This is a genomic window from Phytomonospora sp. NPDC050363, from assembly GCF_040655735.1.
Classification (GTDB): Bacteria; Actinomycetota; Actinomycetes; order Mycobacteriales; family Micromonosporaceae; genus Phytomonospora.
Map to the genome: position 1 here is coordinate 300634 of NZ_JBFAKK010000009.1, position 18124 is coordinate 318757.

The following is an 18124-nucleotide window of genomic DNA, read 5'->3' on the forward strand; positions in this document are numbered from 1 at the left end:
CGTCAGCCACCGACCAAGGGGACGAGCCGCACGAAGGCGATCAGCGGGTCGGCGTCGAGGTCCACCTCGTCCTGCGGCGACTCGACCTGGCGGTCGCCGACCAGCACGATGAAACCGTTGCGCCCGAAGGCTTCCAGCGCCGCGTCGGCCTGGCGCTCCCAGTCCAGCCGACGCGGTTCGGCGAGCCTGTAGCCGTTGAGCTCCACCTCGGCGTCGGTCGGCTTGACCAGGCCCTGGAAATGCCGCGACGGCGCCGCGTTGTAGCGGGCGACCTCCTCGCGCACCCGAAGGCGGATCAGCTCGCCGACGCTGATGCGGCTGGGCAGGTCCGGCACGTCGAACTCGGCGAGGGTCTTGCCGGTCATGCTCTCGTCGCGGAATGTCACGGTCGCCATGCGTCCCTCCAAAGTAGATTTCGCAGCGCATGATGGCACGCCGCTGGGACAAATTCCGGTGCCGCCGTCACAGGCCCGTGCCAGGGTGTCACCGTGACCGAGCTACCGATGGACCTCGCCTCCGCCGTGGCCGCCGAGGCGGCGGGGCAACGCCTGCGGTTCCTGCATTTCTGGGGCCACGCGCCCTCCCCCGACGGCCGGGTGACCGCCTCCTGCCTGAGTCAGTGGTGGCCGGCACCGTTCACTGTGGACGGTGTCGGGTACGCCACTTGCGAGCACTACATGATGGCCGGAAAGGCGCGACTGTTCGGTGACGAGGAGATGGAGCGGCGGATCCTCGCCGCCGCGCATCCCCGCACCGCCAAGACTCTCGGCCGCAAGGTGCGCGGCTTCGACCAGGACCGCTGGGAGGCCGAGCGCTTCGAGATCGTGGTGGCCGCCAACGTCGGCAAGTTCGGTGAGCACGCCGAACTCGGCGGGTTCCTCGCCGGGACGAAGGCGCGGGTACTGGTCGAGGCAAGCCCCCGTGACCGCATCTGGGGCATTGGGCTGGCCGCCGACGATCCGCGCGCCGACCGTCCGAGCCAATGGCGCGGCCCGAACCTGCTCGGCTTCGCGCTCATGGCGGCACGCGACCGGCTCGCGTGAGCGCGGTCGGGCCGGCGCCCGGCGCCGGGCTCAGTTCAGCCTGAGCAGCCCGGCGGCGGTCGGCCCGAAGCCGCAGGAGCGGTAGAAGCCCTCAAGGTGCGGCTCATAGTCGACGTGCAGCCACGCCGCTCCACGTGCTTGGGCGTCCTCGATCGCCTCGATCACCAGTTGGCGGCCGAGGCCGCGCAGCCGCTGGTCGGGGTGGACGGTCGTGTCGAGCAGGAAGGCGTGCGAGCCGCCGTCAGTGGCGACGTTGACGTAGCCGACGAGCTCGTCGTCGAGGCGGGCGATGACCCAGGTCAGGCTGCGGGCGTGGATGCGGGCGAAGTCGATGGGGCTGTGGTCGCCGGGCCAGGAGGCGGCGAAGAGGGCGTTCAGTTCGTCGTCGGTCACGTGCGCGTGGGCGCTCAGTTCGATCTCTGTCACCGGCCAAGACTGGCACCCCGCCAGCGGGGTGCCAGTCAAGCCTATGCCGCGAACTCGACAGAACGTACTTTTGTCGACATTAGGACGAATACGGATGTTACGGTCGAAGACGTTGCGGGTGGGCCGGGTATGGCCCGCCATACGTCAACCAGGGGGTGGATGTGAAGTCGGGCTTGAAGTTCGCGGCCGTCAGCGCTGTCATGACCGGGGTGGTGGTCGCCGGTCTCGCCGGTGCGGCGGCGGCCGAACCACCGGTGATGCCGGAGCAGGGCGCGGTCGACCACGAAGGCGGGTGGCCGGTCCTGCCGTCGAGGCCCGGGACGCCGTCGAGTCCCGGGACGCCGTCGGATTCCGGATCGCCGTCGGATTCCGGCACGCCGTTGACCGAGCCGGACGGGGATGACGACGGTTCGCAGGTCGGGCTCGTGGGTGTGGCCGCGCTCGGCGCGGGCCTCATCCCGCTCGGCGCGTGGATGTGGCGCAGGCAGCGCAACCGGCGGGAGGACTAGACGCCGGGAGACGAAGGCGCGGCATCCTCGGGGGGTGCCGCGCCTTCGCGTGTTGGGGGGCGGTCCTCCGGGGCGGTCAGCAGGGGCGGGGCGAGTGTTGCGCGGGAGGCCGGCGCCGCCGACCGTACCCGGAAGTGGAACAACTGTTGCGGAAAGGGATCTGGGAGCACGGAAGGGTGCTACCGCCGAGCGAAATCGGAGGTTCCCGATGGTTAAGTAATGTGCGGGATGATTTGACGGAGTAGCGTCGATTTCGAGTGAACTCTGATATCGGGGGGTGAGTTCACATGACTACCCCACCGCATGACCCGGGCGGATCAGAAGCGCCCGGCGCCGACACCAATCCAACGACGCCACCCGGCGGCACATCGCAGAACGATCTGCCACCCGGCACTCCAGAGCACCCGTCATCCGACGCGCCGGCCGCCGGCCCCGCCGGATACGCGCCACAGCCGGCCGCAGGCACCACCGGGCAGCCATCGGCCCACCCGCCACCGGGCACACCGACCGCAGGCCCGGCCGGTCACCCGCCGCCCTATCCACCTCCACACGCGGGGCCGCCGCCTCCGGGCTACCAGGCTCCCTACACTCCTCAGAGTGCTCCGCCGCAGTACGTGGCGCTCACTCCGACGAAGAAGCGCTCCAAACGCGGCCGCTTCATCGTGCTCGGCGTCGTCGTGGCGCTGCTGGTGGTGTGCGGAGGCGGTATCGCCCTCCTCGTCGCCAACAACGGCGGCGACGAGGCGACACCCGCTCAGCCGGCGACGGAGAACGGGCAGGACGGCCAGGAGGACGCCATGCCCGGCATCGGCGATGAGGCGCGCGACGGGTTGTTCGCCTTCACCGTGACTGACGTGGAGACCGGGGCAACGGAGGTCGGCGACGAGTTCTTCAACGAGTCGGCGCAGGGCGAGTTCGCCATCGTGCACCTCGCTGTCGAGAACATCGGCGATGTTCCCAAGCCGTTCATGGACGACGAACAGCGCCTGTTCACCGCCGACGGCAACGAGTACTCCGCCGACACCGCGGCTGATCTGTACCTCAACGAGGACGGCTCAGCCCTCTACGAGGAGATCAATCCGGGCAACAAGATCGATGTCCAGATCGCCTTCGACGTCCCGGAGGGCGCCGAGCTGTCCACCATCGAGCTGCACGACTCGTTCCTCAGCGACGGCGTCACCGTCGCGCTGAAGTAACACGGTGGGGCCGTCGCCGGACAAGCATCGCGGCAGCCCCGCCCCAACCCCCGCCCACCCCTCCAGCGCCCCGACGCCGAGCCCACGCCTCAGCCCCCTCCCCCGGTTTGAGAAGAACATTCAGATAACTCCGCATTCCTCCAGCTACGACCCGGTTCGGCAGGGTAGCGTCGGAGCCGAGTGGACTCCGACGACGGGGGTGAGTTCACATGCCGCTCTCACCGCACGACCGGAGCGAATCCGGTGCGCAGGACCTCGACCCGGCCCGGGCAACGCCCCCGGACGCCGACCTCCCGCCCGCCGGGCCGCGGATGTACCCACCCGCAGCCCACGGCGCACACACCACGCAGGCCGCGGGAGGCACAGGAGGCGCACAAGGCACCCCACCCCCTCACCCCGCGCCGCCTGATCACCCGGCCCCGCAGCCGCCGACTCCACAGCGCCCCTCCCGGCGCGCCATGTTCATCACCCTCGGCGCGGTGGCGGGCGTCCTGCTCCTCATCGGCGCCCTGACGGCCGTGGCGATCGCGTCGGACGGCGACAGGTCGGCGACGCCCGCGCAGCCGGCGGCCGAGGACGACACCCGCGACGAACTCCCCGCCCAGCCGCCCACGACGCCGCAGGCGCCGGGCACGGGGCCGGGGTCCGGCGTCGGCGAGGAGGCCCGCGACGGCGTCTTCGCCTTCACGGTCACTCAGGTCGAGACCGGCGTCCAGTCGGTGGGCGACGAGTTCTTCGGCGAGACCGCGCAGGGCGAGTTCGTCATCGTGCACCTGACGGCGAAGAACGTCGGCGACGTCCCGCAGTTCTTCACCGACGCCGACCAGCGCCTCTTCGACACCGAGGGCAAGGAGTACGCGGTCAACTTCACCGCCGACCTGCTCCTCAACGAGGACGGCTCCTCCTTCTACGAGGAGATCAACCCGGGCCTGTCCATCGAGGTCAAGATCGCCTTCGACGTCGCCGACGGCACCGAACCGGGCGCGATCGAGCTGCACGAGGCTCCGGGCAGCCCGGGCGTCACCGTCTCACTGAAGTGACGGTCACTGCCTCCCGAGCCCGCGCAGCGCGAGGGAGGCCGCCAGCGCGATCTCCGACCCGGCCGGGTGCGTCAGCCCCGACAGCCACTCGAAGAGCTCCTTGCGCGAACCCTGCTCGACGTGCCGCAGCAGCGCACCGACCGTGTGCAGGATGGTCAGCCTGATCATCGGCTCCGGCTCGTCGAGCCAGCGGGTCCGCAGGGCGCGGCAGACGTCGTCGGCGTGGTAGCTCGCGTCGGACAGCAGGAAGACCGCCATGCGCCGGACCTGGGGGTACTCGTGCTCGACGAGGGTCAGCACCGTCGACAGCGACTGCCGCCAGGTCCGCTCCCAGTTGGGCTCCAGGTCTTCGGGATAGGCCGAGGCGTGGCCGACGACGGCGGTCACCGCGAGGCGCAGCACGCGTTCGCGGAAGGCCGGGTCGGCGTGTACCGCCTTGGCCAGCAGCGCTGGGATGGCCGCGAGTACGGTCGCGTCGGCGGCGCCGTAATTACTGCGCAGTCGGTGCTCGAGGTCGGCGAGTGCGTCGGGGTACAAGGTCGTTGTCCTTCAAGGTTTGCCGGGGTGTGGTGCGATGATGCCCTACCGGCGCATCCCACGTTCCGGAACCCGCCGGGCACCACCGGCCAAGATCACCGCCGGGGTCGGGCAGGATGGCGGCCATGCGCATCGCCCTGTTCATCACCTGCGTCAACGACCTGATGTTCCCCGAAACGGGCAAGGCCGTGGTGCGGTTGCTGCGAGGTCTGGGCCACGAGGTCGACTTCCCGCTGGAGCAGACCTGCTGCGGCCAGATGCACGCCAACACCGGTTATCGCGAGGAGGCGGTGCCGCTGGTGCGGCGTTTCGCCGACGTGTTCGGGTCCTACGACGCGGTCGTGTCGCCCAGTGGTTCGTGCGCGGCGATGGTGCGCGACTCCTATCCCGGCCTGGTGCCGCGCGACGACCGGGTGGCGAGCGTGTCGTCGCGGACCTATGAGCTGTCCGAGCTGCTGGTCGACGTGCTGGGCGTGACCGACACCGGCGCGTACTTCCCGCACCGGGTGACCTATCACCCGACCTGCCACGGGTTGCGGATGCTGGGGCTGGGCGACAAGCCCTTGTCGCTGCTGCGCGGTGTCCGCGGGATCGAGCTGGCCGAACTGCCGGCCGCCGAGGAGTGCTGCGGTTTCGGCGGGACCTTCGCGGTGAAGAACGCCGAGGTGTCCACGGCGATGCTGACCGACAAGTGCCGCAACGCCCTGTCGACCGATGCCGAGGTGCTGGCCGCGGCCGACAACTCGTGTCTGACGCACATCGGTGGCGGTCTGTCGCGGATGCGGGCGGGGATGCGCGTGATGCACTACGCGGAGATCCTGGCGGCGCGAGAGCACGATCTCGGTCCGAGCGCGGGCCACGTCGACGAAGGGACACTTCGATGACCATCCCCCACGGTTCGGGAAATCTGGTGGGCCTGCCTTTCCCGACGGCGGCGAAGCCGCGGGTCCGCGACATCGGGCTGCGCGCCAACCTGCGGCGGGCGACGGGGACGATCCGCGCCAAGCGCGCGGCGGTGGTCGGCGAGGTCGAGGAGACCGGCGACTGGGAGCCGCTGCGCGAGGCGGGCCGGGCCATCAAGGCGCGGACCATGCGCCACCTCCCGGAGCTACTGGAACGCTTCGAGGCCAAGGCGACCGAGGCCGGCGCGGTGGTGCACTGGGCGCGCGACGCCGGTGAGGCCAACCGGATCGTCGCCGACCTGATCCGCCGCACCGGCGAGCGCGAGGTCGTGAAGGTCAAGTCGATGGCCACCCAGGAGATCGGCCTCAACGAAGCCCTCGCCGCCCAGGGGATCGCGGCGACCGAGACCGACCTGGCCGAGCTGATCGTGCAGCTCGCGGGGGACGAGCCCTCGCACATCCTGGTCCCGGCGATCCACAAGAACCGCAGTGAGATCCGTGAGTTGTTCCGCGCGCGCATGCCAGGGACCGACGACTCGCTCACCGACGAGCCGCGCGACCTCGCCGAGGCCGCGCGCAAGCATCTGCGGGCGAAGTTCCTGTCGGCGAAGGTGGCGGTGTCGGGGGCGAACTTCGCCGTGGCCGAGACGGGGACGCTGGTGGTCGTCGAGAGCGAGGGCAACGGGCGGATGTGCCTGACCCTGCCCGAGACGCTCATCAGCGTGGTGGGGGTCGAGAAGATCCTGCCGGAGTTCGCCGACCTGGAGGTGTTCATGCAGCTGCTCCCCCGGTCGTCGACCGGTGAGCGCATGAACCCGTACACGTCGATGTGGACCGGGGTGACCGAGGGCGACGGACCGTCGAGTGTCCACATCGTCCTGATCGACAACGGGCGGTCGGCGACTTTGGCCGACGAGGTCGGGCGCCAGGCGCTGCACTGCATCCGCTGCTCGGCCTGCCTCAACGTGTGCCCGGTCTACGAGCGGACCGGCGGGCACGCCTACGGCTCGGTGTATCCGGGCCCCATCGGGGCGATCCTTTCGCCGCAGCTGACCGGGATCGAGGCGAACAAGACGCTGCCGTTCGCGTCCACGCTGTGCGGCGCCTGCTACGAGGTCTGCCCGGTGAAGATCAACATTCCGGAGGTGCTGGTACACCTGCGGCAGGAGTCGCCCAAGAACCTCGCGGAGAAGTCGGCGATGGGCGCGGCGGCCTGGGTGATGGGCAGCAGGCGGCGCTACGAGGCCGGCCTGCGGGCGGCGCGCATGGGCTCGTTCCCTTGGCGCGCCAAGGGATCACTGAAGCACATGCCGTGGCCGATGTCGGGCTGGACGTCGTCGAGGGACCTGCCGGTCCCTCCCAAGGAGTCGTTCCGGGACTGGTGGAAGCGGGAAGGGGAAGGCCGTTGAACGCCCGAGAGGAGATCCTGGGCCGTCTGCGGACGGCATTGCGCGCCGCCCCGGAGGAACCCGAGCCCGTCCGGGACTACCGGCGCACGGGAACGGCCGACCCCGAGGAGTTGCGGGCACTGCTCGTCGACCGCCTGCGCGACTACCGCGCCACCGTCCACGAGACCGAACCGGACGGCCTGCCCGCCACGCTCGCCGCGGTCCTCGCCGACGTCGCCGTCCTCGCCGTGCCCGCCGGCCTTCCCCCCGAATGGCTCGCCGGGCACACCGGCGAGCTTCGTGAAGACCCCGGCGTCGACGGCCTCGACACCAGCGACGCCGTACTGACCGGCGCGGCCGTCGCGATCGCCGAGACCGGCACGATCATCCTCGACGCCGGCCGCGCGCAGGGCCGCCGCGCCCTGACGCTCGTCCCCGACCGCCACATCTGCGTGCTCTTCGCCGAGCAGGTCGTCGCCGGCGTCCCCGAGGCCCTGGCCCGCCTGGACACGCCGACGGCGCCCCTGACATGGATCAGCGGCCCCTCCGCGACCAGCGACATCGAGCTGCGCCGGGTCGAGGGCGTGCACGGTCCGCGACGGCTCGACGTCGTTCTCGTCTATGCAGCGGACGGGTGAGCTGACCGTTCGACGGGTTGCAGCCTCCGATCGGCTTTGGCAAACTCCCCGACACGAGCCGGTGGCCTTCGAAGGACACCGGCACGGCGCGTGGGACGCGCCGCGACATTGGGGGATGTTTTGCCGAACGGAGTGCTCGTGTCCGTGCTGCCCAAACCTCGTGAAGTACGGCTCGCCACCGCCTTACTGGCCGTACCCGCCTGCCTGGCCGCCCTCGTCCTGCTCCGCGGACTCGTCGCCGGCTGGTTCACCAACTCCCTGGGCCTGGCCACCGCCGCCCTGGCCGGCTCGGCGCTCGCGGCCGGCGTCACGACGCTGATGTTCCGCCAGGGCCGTCCCGCGCCGCGGCGCACCGCGACGACCCTCGCCACGATCAACCTGGCCGCGATGGCCGCGATCGGCGCCATCGGCGCGGTGCTGGCCTTCACCCGCGCCGGCCAGGAGGACCGCCACGGCCTGGCCGCGATCGGCGTCATCGTCTTCGGCCTCGTGTCCGTCGTCGGCGCCGCCGTGGCGATCATGAACGCCGTCGCGCTGCGGATGCTGCGCTCCGGACCGGCCTACGCGTGGTTCGAGGGCGAGGCGCCCGCCGAGGAGGAACCCGCCGTCACCGGCCCCCTGCCCGGACGTCCCCTGCCCGTTCTCATGCTCGCGACGGGCGCGGCCAGCGTGCTCTTCCTGCTGGTCGTCCGCGGACCGGACCTCATCGAACGCCCCTGGCTCATCCTCACCTCGATCACCGACCCCGGCTACCTCGGCGCCTACGCTGGCATTCTCGTCGCAGCGCTGACGTCCTGGGTGATCCGCGGTGTCCGCGCGGCCCGCAAGACCGCGATGGTCGCCGCCGTCTTCAGCGCGGTCATCTGGACCCTGTTCACCCTCTCCGGCCTCATCTCGCTGACCTCGGGCCGGGCACTGGGCGAGTTCGCCGGCTCGGTCGTGCTCGCCGCCGCCTCCTTCGCCGTGATCGTCATGCTCGCCCGCGCCGCGCCGCTTCCGGCCCATGACGACCCGCTCGGCTGACCGTACGGCCGCTCCACCCAAACCCGCCGATGAAGGCGGACGCGTCCGGCGTGGCATCTTTGGCACACTGACTCACGTCGGTCCAACGCGCACGCCCGCCGGTCAGGAGCCCATGAGCAACGCGGAGATGCTCGAACGCGCCGCAGAGGTCGAGAGTCTGCTCGGCCAGCTCACCGCGGCCCGCCGCACCATGCTCGCCGCCGCCGAACGCGCCGAGGACCTCCGCGAGCAGATCACCGACGAACGTGTCGAAGCACGCTCCCCCGACGGCCTGGCGCGAGTCGTGTGCGACGGGCACGGCAAACTCCAGCGGGTCGAACTTGACACGGTCCGGTACAACAGAGCGACCGAGGAACAACTGTGCGCAGCGGTACTCACCGCGCTCAGCTTGGCCCGCGGCAGAGCCGAGAAGATCGCCGCCGTGCACTGGCGCGAATACGAACAGACCGCCCGGCGCTAGGAGGTCACGTGGAGGACAGCGATACGGCCGGGGACGGCGCGGCCGCTCAGGTCGCCGAACTCGCCGACCGGCTCACCGCCGCTCGCATCACGGCCACCTCCCCGCGCAACATCGCCCGCGCGGTCTACGACGGGCACGGCCGGGCCATCAGCCTCGAACTGCGCCCGGGCGCCAAGCTCCAGCACAGTCCGGAGAGCATGAGCGAGATGATCACCGCCGCCCTCCAGGCCGCCGACCGGGCCGTCGACGCGCTCCGCCAGCACGCCTACGACGACGTGCGCGTCGCCGGTGACACCATCGGCAACTGGCGCAGGCACCCCGCCGATCCCGGCGCCGCGGTCGCCGCCGCCTTCGGGACGCAGGGGTGAGAGCGTGAACGGTGAGAGCATGTCCTCGATCCTGGCGAGCCTTCCCGTGGACCTGCGGGCCGCCGCCGCCGACCTGTACGCCAAGGTCATCGTGGTCGCCTGGGAGGCCGAGGAGACCCTCGCGATCTCCTTCAAGATCCTGCGCGAGACCCGCGGCAAGCCCGAGCTCCTCGACTCCGGCAGCGAGCTGCTCGACCGCTCGGTGGCCGCCGAGATCATCGCCGCGCGCGACGAGATCGGCGCGGCCGGCGCCCGGTTCACCGGTTCGTGGACCGGTGGCGGCGCGGAGTCCTTCAACACCTACCTGCCGAAGCTGCTCGCGGTGATCGAGTCGATGGAGGAGTCGGCGCTGACGACCGCCGAGGCCGTCCGGCTGTTCCGGCAGGCGCTCGACGACCTGTGGCAGCGCGTGGTCGAGCGGACCTGGAACACCGGCGCCGAGGTCACCGCGGCCGTCGCGCAGGCGGGCGGCAACCAGGCCGTCGCCGTCGCGCTGGTGCTGGGCATCGTCGACCGCTACGCCGCGCACGTCAGCGGCATCGCCGGGGCCTTGATCAACCTGGCCAACAACCAGTACAAGGCCGGCGAGAAGCTCGGTGAGGTCGCCGCCCTCCCCGGCGTCGCCGACCTCGGCGATCCGCGCCTGCCCGTCCCCACCGACCAGGCGGCCAACCCGTCGTGGAGCGACGCCGACCGCAAGGACAACTGGCGGCCCGGCGGAGAGCTGCGGATGGACACCGAGGCCATGGCCACGATGGTCGCCGCCTTTCGGAACAACGGAACGTACTGGGGCAGCGCCGCCCGCCACCAGGCCGAGGCCGCCGACGCCCACCTGACGCCGGGCGCCTTCGGGATCGGCGTCGACTTCTACGCCGACGTCCACGCGGTCATGGCCCGTGACCGGCGTCTCTACCGCGACGCCGACGCGCGCATGGACTCCGTGGCGGGCTCCCTGAGCGAGATCGGCGAACTGTACGGCATGATCGACGAGGACACCACGTCCTCGTTCAACAAGCAGATGGACGACCAGTAGCCCACGGAGCAGCATGTCCGACCGCCCCGCCTGTACCGGTTCAGCGCATGGCAGGCTGACGCGATGAAACTCGCTGCCACGATCCGCAACGTCGAGCGGGCGGCCGGAGCGCTGGCCACCCAGAGCGTTGCCCGGATGGACGAGGTCCTCCCGTGGTTCCGCGATCTGCCCGCCGACCAACGGTCGATGGTCATGCTCGTGGCGCAGGCCGGCGTGCGGTCCTTCGTCGAGTGGCTGCGCGCCGATGGCGTCGACTCGGCGATCTCCGACGAGGTCTTCGAGGCCGCGCCGATGGAGCTTGCGCGCGCGATCACCCTCCAGCACACCGTGGCACTGGTGAAGGTGACCATCGAGGTCGTCGAGGAGCAGGTGCCGCAGCTGGCGGCCAAGGGCGAGCACGCCGAGCTGGCCGAGGCGGTGCTGCGCTTCTCGCGCGAGGTGGCCTTCGCCGCCGCGCGTGTGTACGCGCGTGCCGCCGAGACGCGGGGCGCCTGGGACGCGCGCCTTCAGGCGCTGCTGGTCGACGCGCTGCTTCGCGGTGAGGCCGGCGACGAGCTGACCTCGCGCGCGGCGGCTCTCGGCTGGTCGGACGCGACGCCGGTTTCGGTGGCGGTCGGGCGCTCCCCCGGTGGTGAGGCCAGTGCCGTGCTGCACGCGCTGCACCGCACGACCCGCCGTTTGGGCGTCGACGTGCTGGCGGGCGTGCACGGAGACCGGCTGGTGGCGGTGCTCGGCGGGGTCGCCGAGCCTTTGGCGACGGTCGAGAAGCTGGCCGGGAAGTTCGGCGACGGGCCGATCGTGGTGGGTCCGGCGGTACCGACGCTGGAGCAGGCGAGCGAGTCGGCGCGGGCCGCGCAGATGGGTTTTCGCGCGGCGGCGGCCTGGCCGGATGCGCCGCGTCCGGTGTCGGCGACGGAGTTGATGCCCGAACGGGCGCTGCTGGGCGACCAGCACGCGCGGCAGGTCCTGTCGACGCAGATCTACACGGCGCTGACGAAGGCCGGCGGCGAGCTGCTGGAGACGATGGACGCGTTCATCACCAGCGGCGGCGTCCTTGAGGGGACGGCGCGCGCGTTGTACGTGCACCCCAACACCGTCCGGTACCGGTTGCGGCGGATCACCGAGGTGACGGGGTTCTCGCCGACGGTCTCCCATGACGCTTTCACGCTGCGGCTGGCGCTGGCGATCGGGCGGCTCGATCCGAGCGGGGAGCTGCCGCGCTAGCGGTGGACCGGTTCAGCGCATAGCCCTCCGCACAGTCGCACCCGTGCGATGGGAAGGTTTCCACCCGGCCTTCTTCCCCCACTGTGGATGATCCAATAGCCTGGCGCGGTCCCTCGACGAAAGGACCGCCCTCCATGCGCCTGACCAAGCCCTTGCGCGCGGCCGCCCTGGCAGCCGTGACCGTCGCCGCGACCGCGGCCTCGGTGATCGTCTCCGAACCGGCCCAGGCCGACTGGGTCTTCAACGAGGACTTCAACGGCACCGCCGGAGCACAGCCCAGCACGACCCGGTGGACCCAGCAGACCGGCTGCGAGTGGGGCGGACGGCCTGCCGACAAGGAGCGGCAGTGCTACACCGACGGAGGCCACAACGCCGAGCTGGACGGCAACGGCAACCTGGTGATCACCGCGCGGGACGAGGTCACCGTCGTGGACGGCAAGTCCTACCAGTACACCTCGGCGCGTGTGGAGTCGAACACGCTCATCGGCGCCGGCGGCGGCGTCGAGGTCCGGGCGAGGATGTCGGGCTTCGAGGTGGGCGCCTGGCCGGCGATCTGGACGCTCGGGCAGCCCGAGGACGTCTGGCCGCAGTACGGCGAGATCGACCTGATGGAGAACGGCGGCGGCGGATCCTGGGTCCCGCAGTGGCACGTGCACACACCCGCCAACGGCAACGGGGCCGAGTTCGCCGGCATCGACCCGAGCCAGTGGCACATCTACGAGGCCGAGTGGACCACCGGTCCGCAGGGCACCGTGAAGATCTCCATCGACGGCGTCTTCGTCGTCGAGGAGCCCTTCGTCGTACCGGCGAACTCCCCGGCCAAGATCGTGCTCAACGTCGCGGTGGGCGGCTGGGCGACCGACCGCCAGTGCCCCGACGGCACGTGGGAGTGCAAGGTCTCGCCCGATCCGGACATGAACAGCACCCTCACCGTCGACTACGCGAGGGCCTGGTAGCCCTCGGGGCGGTCGTGGCGCACTATTGTCACGACCGTTCCACTCCCGCGCGTAAGGACCGATCCGTGATGCCCAAACCCATCGAGCTCCTCGCGGACATGCACGAGATCAAGGCCGTCGTCGACGCGATCGACAACTCCGTCGACGTCAAGGACTGGGAGCACTGCCTCTCGCTGTTCACCGAGCACGTGCACGTCGACTTCTCCAGCCTCGGCGGCGGTGCCCCGACCGTCATCCCGGCGGCCGCGCTGGTCGCCTCGTGGCGCACCAACCTGCACGAGCGCAAGTCGAGCTACCACCTGCGGACCAACCACGAGATCAACCTCGACGGCGACACCGCCTGGGTGTTCTCGAAGGGCGCCGGGTACAACAAGCTCGACAACGACCTGTGGGAGTTCTGGGGGACCTACGAGCACACGCTCGTCCGGACCCCCGCCGGGTGGCGATGCTCGGCGATGGTGTTCACGCTGACGCACACGCGGGGGTCGGACGCCGTGCGGCTGGGGTAGGAAGCCCTCGTCTCACCGCGAGTCGCCCTTGGCGGCATGTGCCGCGAGGTCGTCGATCAGGCGGCCGAGCAGGCGTGTGAGGTCTTTCCGGTCGGCCGCCGGCCAGTCCGCCAGCGCCTCGCCGAACCAGTCGCGGACCGCGCGCAGGCAACGGTCGGCCGTCTCCTCCCCCGCCTCGGTGAGCGCGACGTGGCGAGCGCGACGATCATCGGTGACCACGACCCGTTCGACGAGGCCACGCTGTTCGAGCCCGTTGAGATGCCGGGTGACGTGAGGGCCCTCCACCTGCATTCTCGTGGCTATCTCGCCGACGCGCCGGGACTCTCCTCGACACCTACGAGGCCGAGCGCCTGCCGGTGGCCCGCGCGGTCCTCGCCGACAGCACCGAGAAGATGCGCATGGTCATGCGCGCGGCGGCCGCCGACGACGGCCCGGCCGCACAGCGCGGTCTCACCGACGACTTCACCACCGGTCTCACATCGCTTACCCCAACAGTCCGCTCACCGCGACCCCACTCGCCGGACGACACCCGGCACGACCGGGCGAGCGCGCGCCGGACGCCGTCGGCGCGGATCCGTCGACCGGCGGGAGGATCCGCCTCTTCGACGTGTTCCGCGGGCCGCACTGGACGCTGCTCGCCTTCGGCGGCCACGCCGACGCGCCGCCGGTACCCGCCTGGATCGACCTGCGGGTCCACCGGGTGAGCGGCGAGCTCGGCCGGGACGCCTACGGCGTCACCGGACCCGAGCTCGTGCTGGTCCGGCCGGTCACATCGCGGCGCGAGGCGGGAACGCCGAGATCGGCGCGTACCTCGACAGGATCGGCGGCGGCCCGCAGTGATCAGACAGGCTGCTCCTCGACTCCCAGGGAGCGCTTGAGGAAGCGCACCTGGTGGTACAGCAGCCCTTCGGCCGCGGCGCCGTCGGTGGGCATGTGCGTGGCGCGCATCAGCGGCAGGACCTCATGGTGACGGCCGGCGGCGAGCAGTGCCGCCGACAGCCGCATCGTGTGCACGGGGAACACGTTGTCGTCGGCGAGGCCGTGCACGAGCAGCAGCGGCCGGGACAGGCGCTCGGCGTCGGCGATGAGGGAGCTGTGGTCGTAGACCTCGGGCTTGCCCTCGGGGTCGCCGAGGTGGCGCTCCTGCCAGTGCGAGTCGTACATGCGCATGTCGGTGACCGGCGCGCCCGACACCGCCGCGTGGAAGACGTCGGGACGGCGCAGAACGGCGAGGGCGGCGAGGTAGCCGCCGAAGGACCAACCGCGGATGCCCACTTTGGACAGATCCAGTTCGGGACGCAGCCTGCCCAGTTCCAGCAGGGCGGCGACCTGGTCTTCGAGGACCGGCGTCGACTTGTCCAGGTAGGTCTCGCGGGCGAAGGCGTGGCCGCGGCCGGGGGTACCGGCGCCGTCGACGACGACCACGGCGAAGCCCTGCTCGGCGAACCACTGCGACACCAGCGTCGAGAAGTTCTGCACCGCCATGACCTTCTGGGCCGCCGAGCCGCCGTAGGGGTCCATCAGAACCGGCAGCGTCGCCTCGCCCGGCACGTACCAGGACGGCAGGAACAGCGCGGTGTTGAGCTTGCGCTCACCGAGCACGAGCAACTCGGGTTTGGCGGTGAGCACCGGCTCCTCGACGAAGGACTTGATCTCGGCCGCAGGCCTGTCCTCGCGGGTGACGCGGACGCGCGCGGCGACCGACTCGGGGGTGTAGGCGGTGTGGACGAGTGTGTCTCCACCGACGGCCCCGCGGTGCAGGCCGGGCTCGACGCTGCGGCGGCGGGCGCCCTCGCCGGGTCGCCAGGTCCACAGGTGGACCGCGACGGGGGCGGTGGAGGCGTTGAAGAGCACGGTGTCGCCGTCGACGGCCGAGACCGCGCGCACGTAGAGGCCCTCGGGGGTGACGGGCTCTCCGCCGATGTAAAGGCGGCGGTCGAGGGTTCCGATCCACACCAGATCACCCGAGGCCGTCCGGGCGGGCGTGCCGGGGATGAGGTCGACCCAGGCGTCGTCGCGCTCGGTGTGCAGGACGGTGGTCGAACCGTCGGCGGGGTCGACGGCCAGGACGAGGACGGTCTGCTGGTCGCGGCTCTGCACGGCCGCGATCGGGCCGTGGGCGTCCCAGCCGGCCTCGGCGAGGTACTCGAAGCCGGCGCGGTCCCAGTCGACCTCGACCGGCGCGGAACCGTCCAATGTGTACACCCACAGGCCGACGTCGGCGTTGGTCTTTCCGGCCGCCGGGTAGCGGAACTCGCGCGGCGGGGCGGCCGGCTCGGCCGGATCACTGATGTACCAGACGTCGACGGCCGACTCGTCGACCCGCGTGATCAGCAGCCGCTCGCCGTCGGGCGCCCACCAGTGGCCCCGGTAGCGGTGCATCGACTCGGAGGCGACGTGCTCGGCGACGCCGTAGCGCACGACCGGGCCGTCGGGTTCGGCGATCGCGCGGTCGTTCGTCCCGTCGGACTCCACGACGCGCACGGAACCGTCGCGGACGTAGGCGATCCGGCGGCCCGTCGGGTCGATGCGCGGGTCGACCGCGCCGTCGGTCCCCGCGACGCGCTTGGCGACACCGGTGGCGACCTCGACCGTCCACAGTTGACCGGCGAGCGCGAACACGGCAAGGCGCGTCTCGGCGTCGGTGTTGAAGGCGGTGATGCCCGCCGAGCGGATGCGGGCGCGCTCCCGGCGAATCTTCTCCGCCTCGGGCAGTTCGCCCTCGACGGCCAGCGCTGCGGCGTCGACGAGGACCCGCTCCTCGCCGGTGGCCACGTTGAGCGCCCACAGCAGCGCGACCGGGTCGTCGCCGGCGCGTGAGCGGAGGAACAAGACCGTGCCGCCGTCGGCGGAGACGGCGAAGGACCCGGGCGCGCCCGAGCCGAAGTGGCGGGTGCGGCTGAGCTGGCGGGGAAGGCTCTCGGCGGACATGACCATCATCCTGACACGCCCGCCGAGGGAACGTCAGGCTCCGCGCAACTGGAGCCAGGCGTGGACGACGGGGAGGTCCCCGTGGCCGATCAGGCGGTGCTGCTCACCGGGCTCGATGATGAAGACGTCGCCGCTGCCGAACGGGGTCGGTATGCCGTCGATCTCGACGATGCCCTCGCCGTGCAGCACGCACAGGACCTCGGGCACGTCGTGCGGCGGGTGATGACCGTCACCGTCGTTGCCGTCGGCGGAATGACCGGCGACGACCGGAACGTAGACCGGGCCGATGCCCCGGGACTCCAGGTCGGCGAGGGTGAGTCTGCGCATGTGGCACACGGTACCGATCGCGGGCGGGAAGGGTCGCGCTCAGGCGTGCGCGTCGTGCGCACGCGTCCTCTACGATCCCCGCATGATGCTCGGCTGGTCCGACGGAGGCTCGCCCGGTCTGCGCGCCACCCACGCCGATCGCGACGCGGTGCGCCGCATCGTCGATCTCGCGTTGGAGGAGGGTCGCCTCGACCCGGTGGAGCATGAGCAGCGGCTGCTGACCGTCGCCTCGGCCAAGGCTCGCGGCCGGCTCGCGGCAGTGGTCGCCGACCTGCCCGCCCGCAGGAACGAACGCGACTGGGTCGACGGCGCCCGGATCCGTGCCGCTGACAGGCATCTGGCCGCCGGTGTGCTCAGCGACGCCGCCTCGGCGGGCCGCCTGACGCCGGAGGAGTACACCGAGCGGGTCCTCGGCCTCGGCGAGGCCGTGACCTACGACGGGCTCGCGCGGATCCTGCACGGCCTGCCCGACTGGCCCCGCGCGACCGAGGCGGACCTGCGCCCGGCCGAGGCCGACCGCGACGCGGCCCTCGCCGAGCTGTCCCGGGCGGTCGCCGACGGCCGCCTCGAACCCGGCGAGCACGAGGCCCTCGCCGCCGAGATCGCCTCCGCCGGGCTGGTCGGCGGCCTGGCGGCGGTCACCGGGCGCCTTCACGAGCGCGCGAGCGACGCCGACCGCTCGCGCGTCGCAGGGCAACTCGCCGCCGCCCTGGACGACGGCCGCCTCGACCACGGGAAGTACGAGACCCGCGCCGGACGCGCGGCCTCCGCGCGGACGACCGCCGACCTGGGGCGGCTCACCCAGGATCTCACCGGCAGGTCGCGCCGCCTGAGCAACGCCGACCGCGCCGAGACCGCCGCCCTGCTCAAGAGCGCGCTCGACGACGGCCGCCTCGACCTCGACGAGTACGACAGCCGCCTCAAGGCCGCCTACGCCGCCAAGACGGTCGCCCAGACCCGCCCGCTGCTCGCCGACCTCGCCGTCCCGGCGCGCCCGGCCTGGCGCGGCCCGCTCGACCGGCTATTCGACGCGGGTGTGCACAACTCCGCGCTGCTCCCCCGGCCTCGCCACTGGTGGGGCCGGCTGCATCCCAAGCCCTTGTGGAAGCTCGGTTTCATCGCGGTCCTCGCCGCCTGGGGCTGGGGCATCGCCGCAGGCGGAACCGTGCTGCTCGGCCTGACCGTCGGCGGCGGCTGGGTGCCGGTCGTCGCGCTCCTCCTGGGGATCCACGCGCTCGCGCACATCGGCGCCAAGGAGGTTCAGGCACGCACCCGCGAGGTCATCGCGGGCATCGCCCGCGAGCTCGGCACTCGCCCCGAGGCGCGCACGTGCAAGGCCGAGTTCGGGGACGGCACGGTCACGGTCGGTTTCCATCCCGCTCCGGGTGTGAAGGGTGTGCCGGACGCCCTGTTCGACGAGGCGGTCAGGCTCTGCTGGCAGAGCAGGCTCTATCCGCTGTCGGGCCTCACCGTCACCAACCGCGAGGAGACGCGAGCGGGCCGCACCGAGGGCACGTCGAGGACCGAGCGCTTCGGCCCCCACGAGACCGGACTGCGCCACCGGTACGGCCCGCGGCCGTACGGCTGGATGCCCGCCGACGCGGACTAGGAACG

At 71.6% G+C, this 18124-nt stretch carries 20 protein-coding genes and 1 pseudogene; 15 read left to right on the top strand and 6 right to left on the bottom strand.

What is annotated here, in order from left to right; translation table 11 throughout:
• Window positions 1-2: 2 nt before the first annotated feature.
• On the bottom strand, window positions 3-395 hold the full coding sequence (locus AB0I28_RS25090; protein WP_357497156.1) for a hypothetical protein: 393 nt from the start codon (window positions 393-395) through the stop codon (window positions 3-5).
• Between the two features lie 108 nt (window positions 396-503).
• On the opposite strand from AB0I28_RS25090, the gene AB0I28_RS25095 reads away from it, so the two are divergent.
• A complete protein-coding gene (locus AB0I28_RS25095) occupies window positions 504-1043 on the top strand; it encodes an NADAR family protein (RefSeq protein ID WP_357497269.1) in 540 nt (179 codons plus the stop codon).
• 30 nt (window positions 1044-1073) lie between these two features.
• On the opposite strand, the gene AB0I28_RS25100 is transcribed toward AB0I28_RS25095, so the two are convergent.
• Window positions 1074-1469, bottom strand: a complete 396-nt coding sequence (locus AB0I28_RS25100; RefSeq protein ID WP_357497158.1) for a GNAT family N-acetyltransferase — start codon at window positions 1467-1469, stop codon at window positions 1074-1076.
• Between the two features lie 161 nt (window positions 1470-1630).
• Between AB0I28_RS25100 and AB0I28_RS25105 the strand changes: the two genes are divergently transcribed.
• The 3 genes from AB0I28_RS25105 (at window position 1631) to AB0I28_RS25115 (ending at window position 4214) form a co-directional block, all read left to right on the top strand.
• Complete coding sequence (locus tag AB0I28_RS25105; RefSeq protein ID WP_357497160.1) at window positions 1631-1978, top strand: hypothetical protein; 348 nt, start codon at window positions 1631-1633, stop codon at window positions 1976-1978.
• 614 nt (window positions 1979-2592) lie between these two features.
• Window positions 2593-3174, top strand: coding sequence for a DUF4352 domain-containing protein (locus AB0I28_RS25110; protein ID WP_357497162.1), 582 nt, complete (start codon window positions 2593-2595; stop codon window positions 3172-3174).
• Between the two features lie 458 nt (window positions 3175-3632).
• On the top strand, window positions 3633-4214 hold the full coding sequence (locus AB0I28_RS25115) for a DUF4352 domain-containing protein (protein ID WP_357497164.1): 582 nt from the start codon (window positions 3633-3635) through the stop codon (window positions 4212-4214).
• A 3-nt stretch (window positions 4215-4217) separates the two neighbouring features.
• On the opposite strand, the gene AB0I28_RS25120 is transcribed toward AB0I28_RS25115, so the two are convergent.
• Complete coding sequence (locus AB0I28_RS25120; RefSeq protein WP_357497166.1) at window positions 4218-4751, bottom strand: hypothetical protein; 534 nt, start codon at window positions 4749-4751, stop codon at window positions 4218-4220.
• Between the two features lie 125 nt (window positions 4752-4876).
• Here AB0I28_RS25120 and AB0I28_RS25125 point away from each other — a divergent pair, with 125 nt between their 5' ends.
• The 10 genes from AB0I28_RS25125 (at window position 4877) to AB0I28_RS25170 (ending at window position 13252) form a co-directional block, all read left to right on the top strand.
• Window positions 4877-5635, top strand: coding sequence for a (Fe-S)-binding protein (locus AB0I28_RS25125; RefSeq protein WP_357497168.1), 759 nt, complete (start codon window positions 4877-4879; stop codon window positions 5633-5635).
• A complete protein-coding gene (locus AB0I28_RS25130; RefSeq protein WP_357497170.1) occupies window positions 5632-7062 on the top strand; it encodes a LutB/LldF family L-lactate oxidation iron-sulfur protein in 1431 nt (476 codons plus the stop codon). The genes AB0I28_RS25125 and AB0I28_RS25130 overlap by 4 nt, the downstream gene beginning before the upstream one ends.
• Entirely contained in the window at window positions 7059-7679 is a 621-nt protein-coding gene (locus AB0I28_RS25135) for a lactate utilization protein C (RefSeq protein ID WP_357497172.1), read from the top strand. The genes AB0I28_RS25130 and AB0I28_RS25135 overlap by 4 nt, the downstream gene beginning before the upstream one ends.
• A 138-nt stretch (window positions 7680-7817) precedes the next feature.
• A complete protein-coding gene (locus AB0I28_RS25140) occupies window positions 7818-8702 on the top strand; it encodes a hypothetical protein (protein ID WP_357497174.1) in 885 nt (294 codons plus the stop codon).
• Between the two features lie 112 nt (window positions 8703-8814).
• Window positions 8815-9162 (top strand): YbaB/EbfC family nucleoid-associated protein, encoded by a 348-nt coding sequence (locus AB0I28_RS25145; protein WP_357497176.1) that lies wholly within the window; start codon window positions 8815-8817, stop codon window positions 9160-9162.
• 8 nt (window positions 9163-9170) lie between these two features.
• Window positions 9171-9530, top strand: a complete 360-nt coding sequence (locus AB0I28_RS25150; protein ID WP_357497178.1) for a YbaB/EbfC family nucleoid-associated protein — start codon at window positions 9171-9173, stop codon at window positions 9528-9530.
• 4 nt (window positions 9531-9534) lie between these two features.
• Window positions 9535-10563: a hypothetical protein gene (locus AB0I28_RS25155; RefSeq protein ID WP_357497180.1), complete on the top strand. Its 1029-nt coding sequence runs from the start codon at window positions 9535-9537 to the stop codon at window positions 10561-10563.
• 63 nt (window positions 10564-10626) lie between these two features.
• Window positions 10627-11787, top strand: coding sequence for a helix-turn-helix domain-containing protein (locus AB0I28_RS25160; RefSeq protein WP_357497182.1), 1161 nt, complete (start codon window positions 10627-10629; stop codon window positions 11785-11787).
• 134 nt (window positions 11788-11921) lie between these two features.
• On the top strand, window positions 11922-12743 hold the full coding sequence (locus AB0I28_RS25165) for a glycoside hydrolase family 16 protein (protein ID WP_357497184.1): 822 nt from the start codon (window positions 11922-11924) through the stop codon (window positions 12741-12743).
• 68 nt (window positions 12744-12811) lie between these two features.
• Window positions 12812-13252, top strand: coding sequence for a nuclear transport factor 2 family protein (locus AB0I28_RS25170; protein ID WP_357497185.1), 441 nt, complete (start codon window positions 12812-12814; stop codon window positions 13250-13252).
• Window positions 13253-13264: 12 nt separating this feature from the next.
• Here the strand turns inward: AB0I28_RS25170 and AB0I28_RS25175 are convergent.
• The 3 genes and pseudogenes from AB0I28_RS25175 to AB0I28_RS25185 all read right to left on the bottom strand — a co-directional run.
• Window positions 13265-13561, bottom strand: a pseudogene (locus tag AB0I28_RS25175) (MarR family transcriptional regulator); the annotation flags it as partial.
• 531 nt (window positions 13562-14092) lie between these two features.
• Complete coding sequence (locus tag AB0I28_RS25180) at window positions 14093-16183, bottom strand: prolyl oligopeptidase family serine peptidase (RefSeq protein ID WP_357497187.1); 2091 nt, start codon at window positions 16181-16183, stop codon at window positions 14093-14095.
• Window positions 16184-16216: 33 nt separating this feature from the next.
• Window positions 16217-16510, bottom strand: a complete 294-nt coding sequence (locus AB0I28_RS25185; protein ID WP_357497189.1) for a cupin domain-containing protein — start codon at window positions 16508-16510, stop codon at window positions 16217-16219.
• 82 nt (window positions 16511-16592) lie between these two features.
• Between AB0I28_RS25185 and AB0I28_RS25190 the strand changes: the two genes are divergently transcribed.
• The gene (locus tag AB0I28_RS25190; protein WP_357497191.1) at window positions 16593-18119 is read left to right on the top strand and encodes a DUF1707 domain-containing protein; all 1527 of its coding nucleotides are present in this window, start codon (window positions 16593-16595) and stop codon (window positions 18117-18119) included.
• The last annotated feature ends 5 nt before the right edge of the window (window positions 18120-18124 follow it).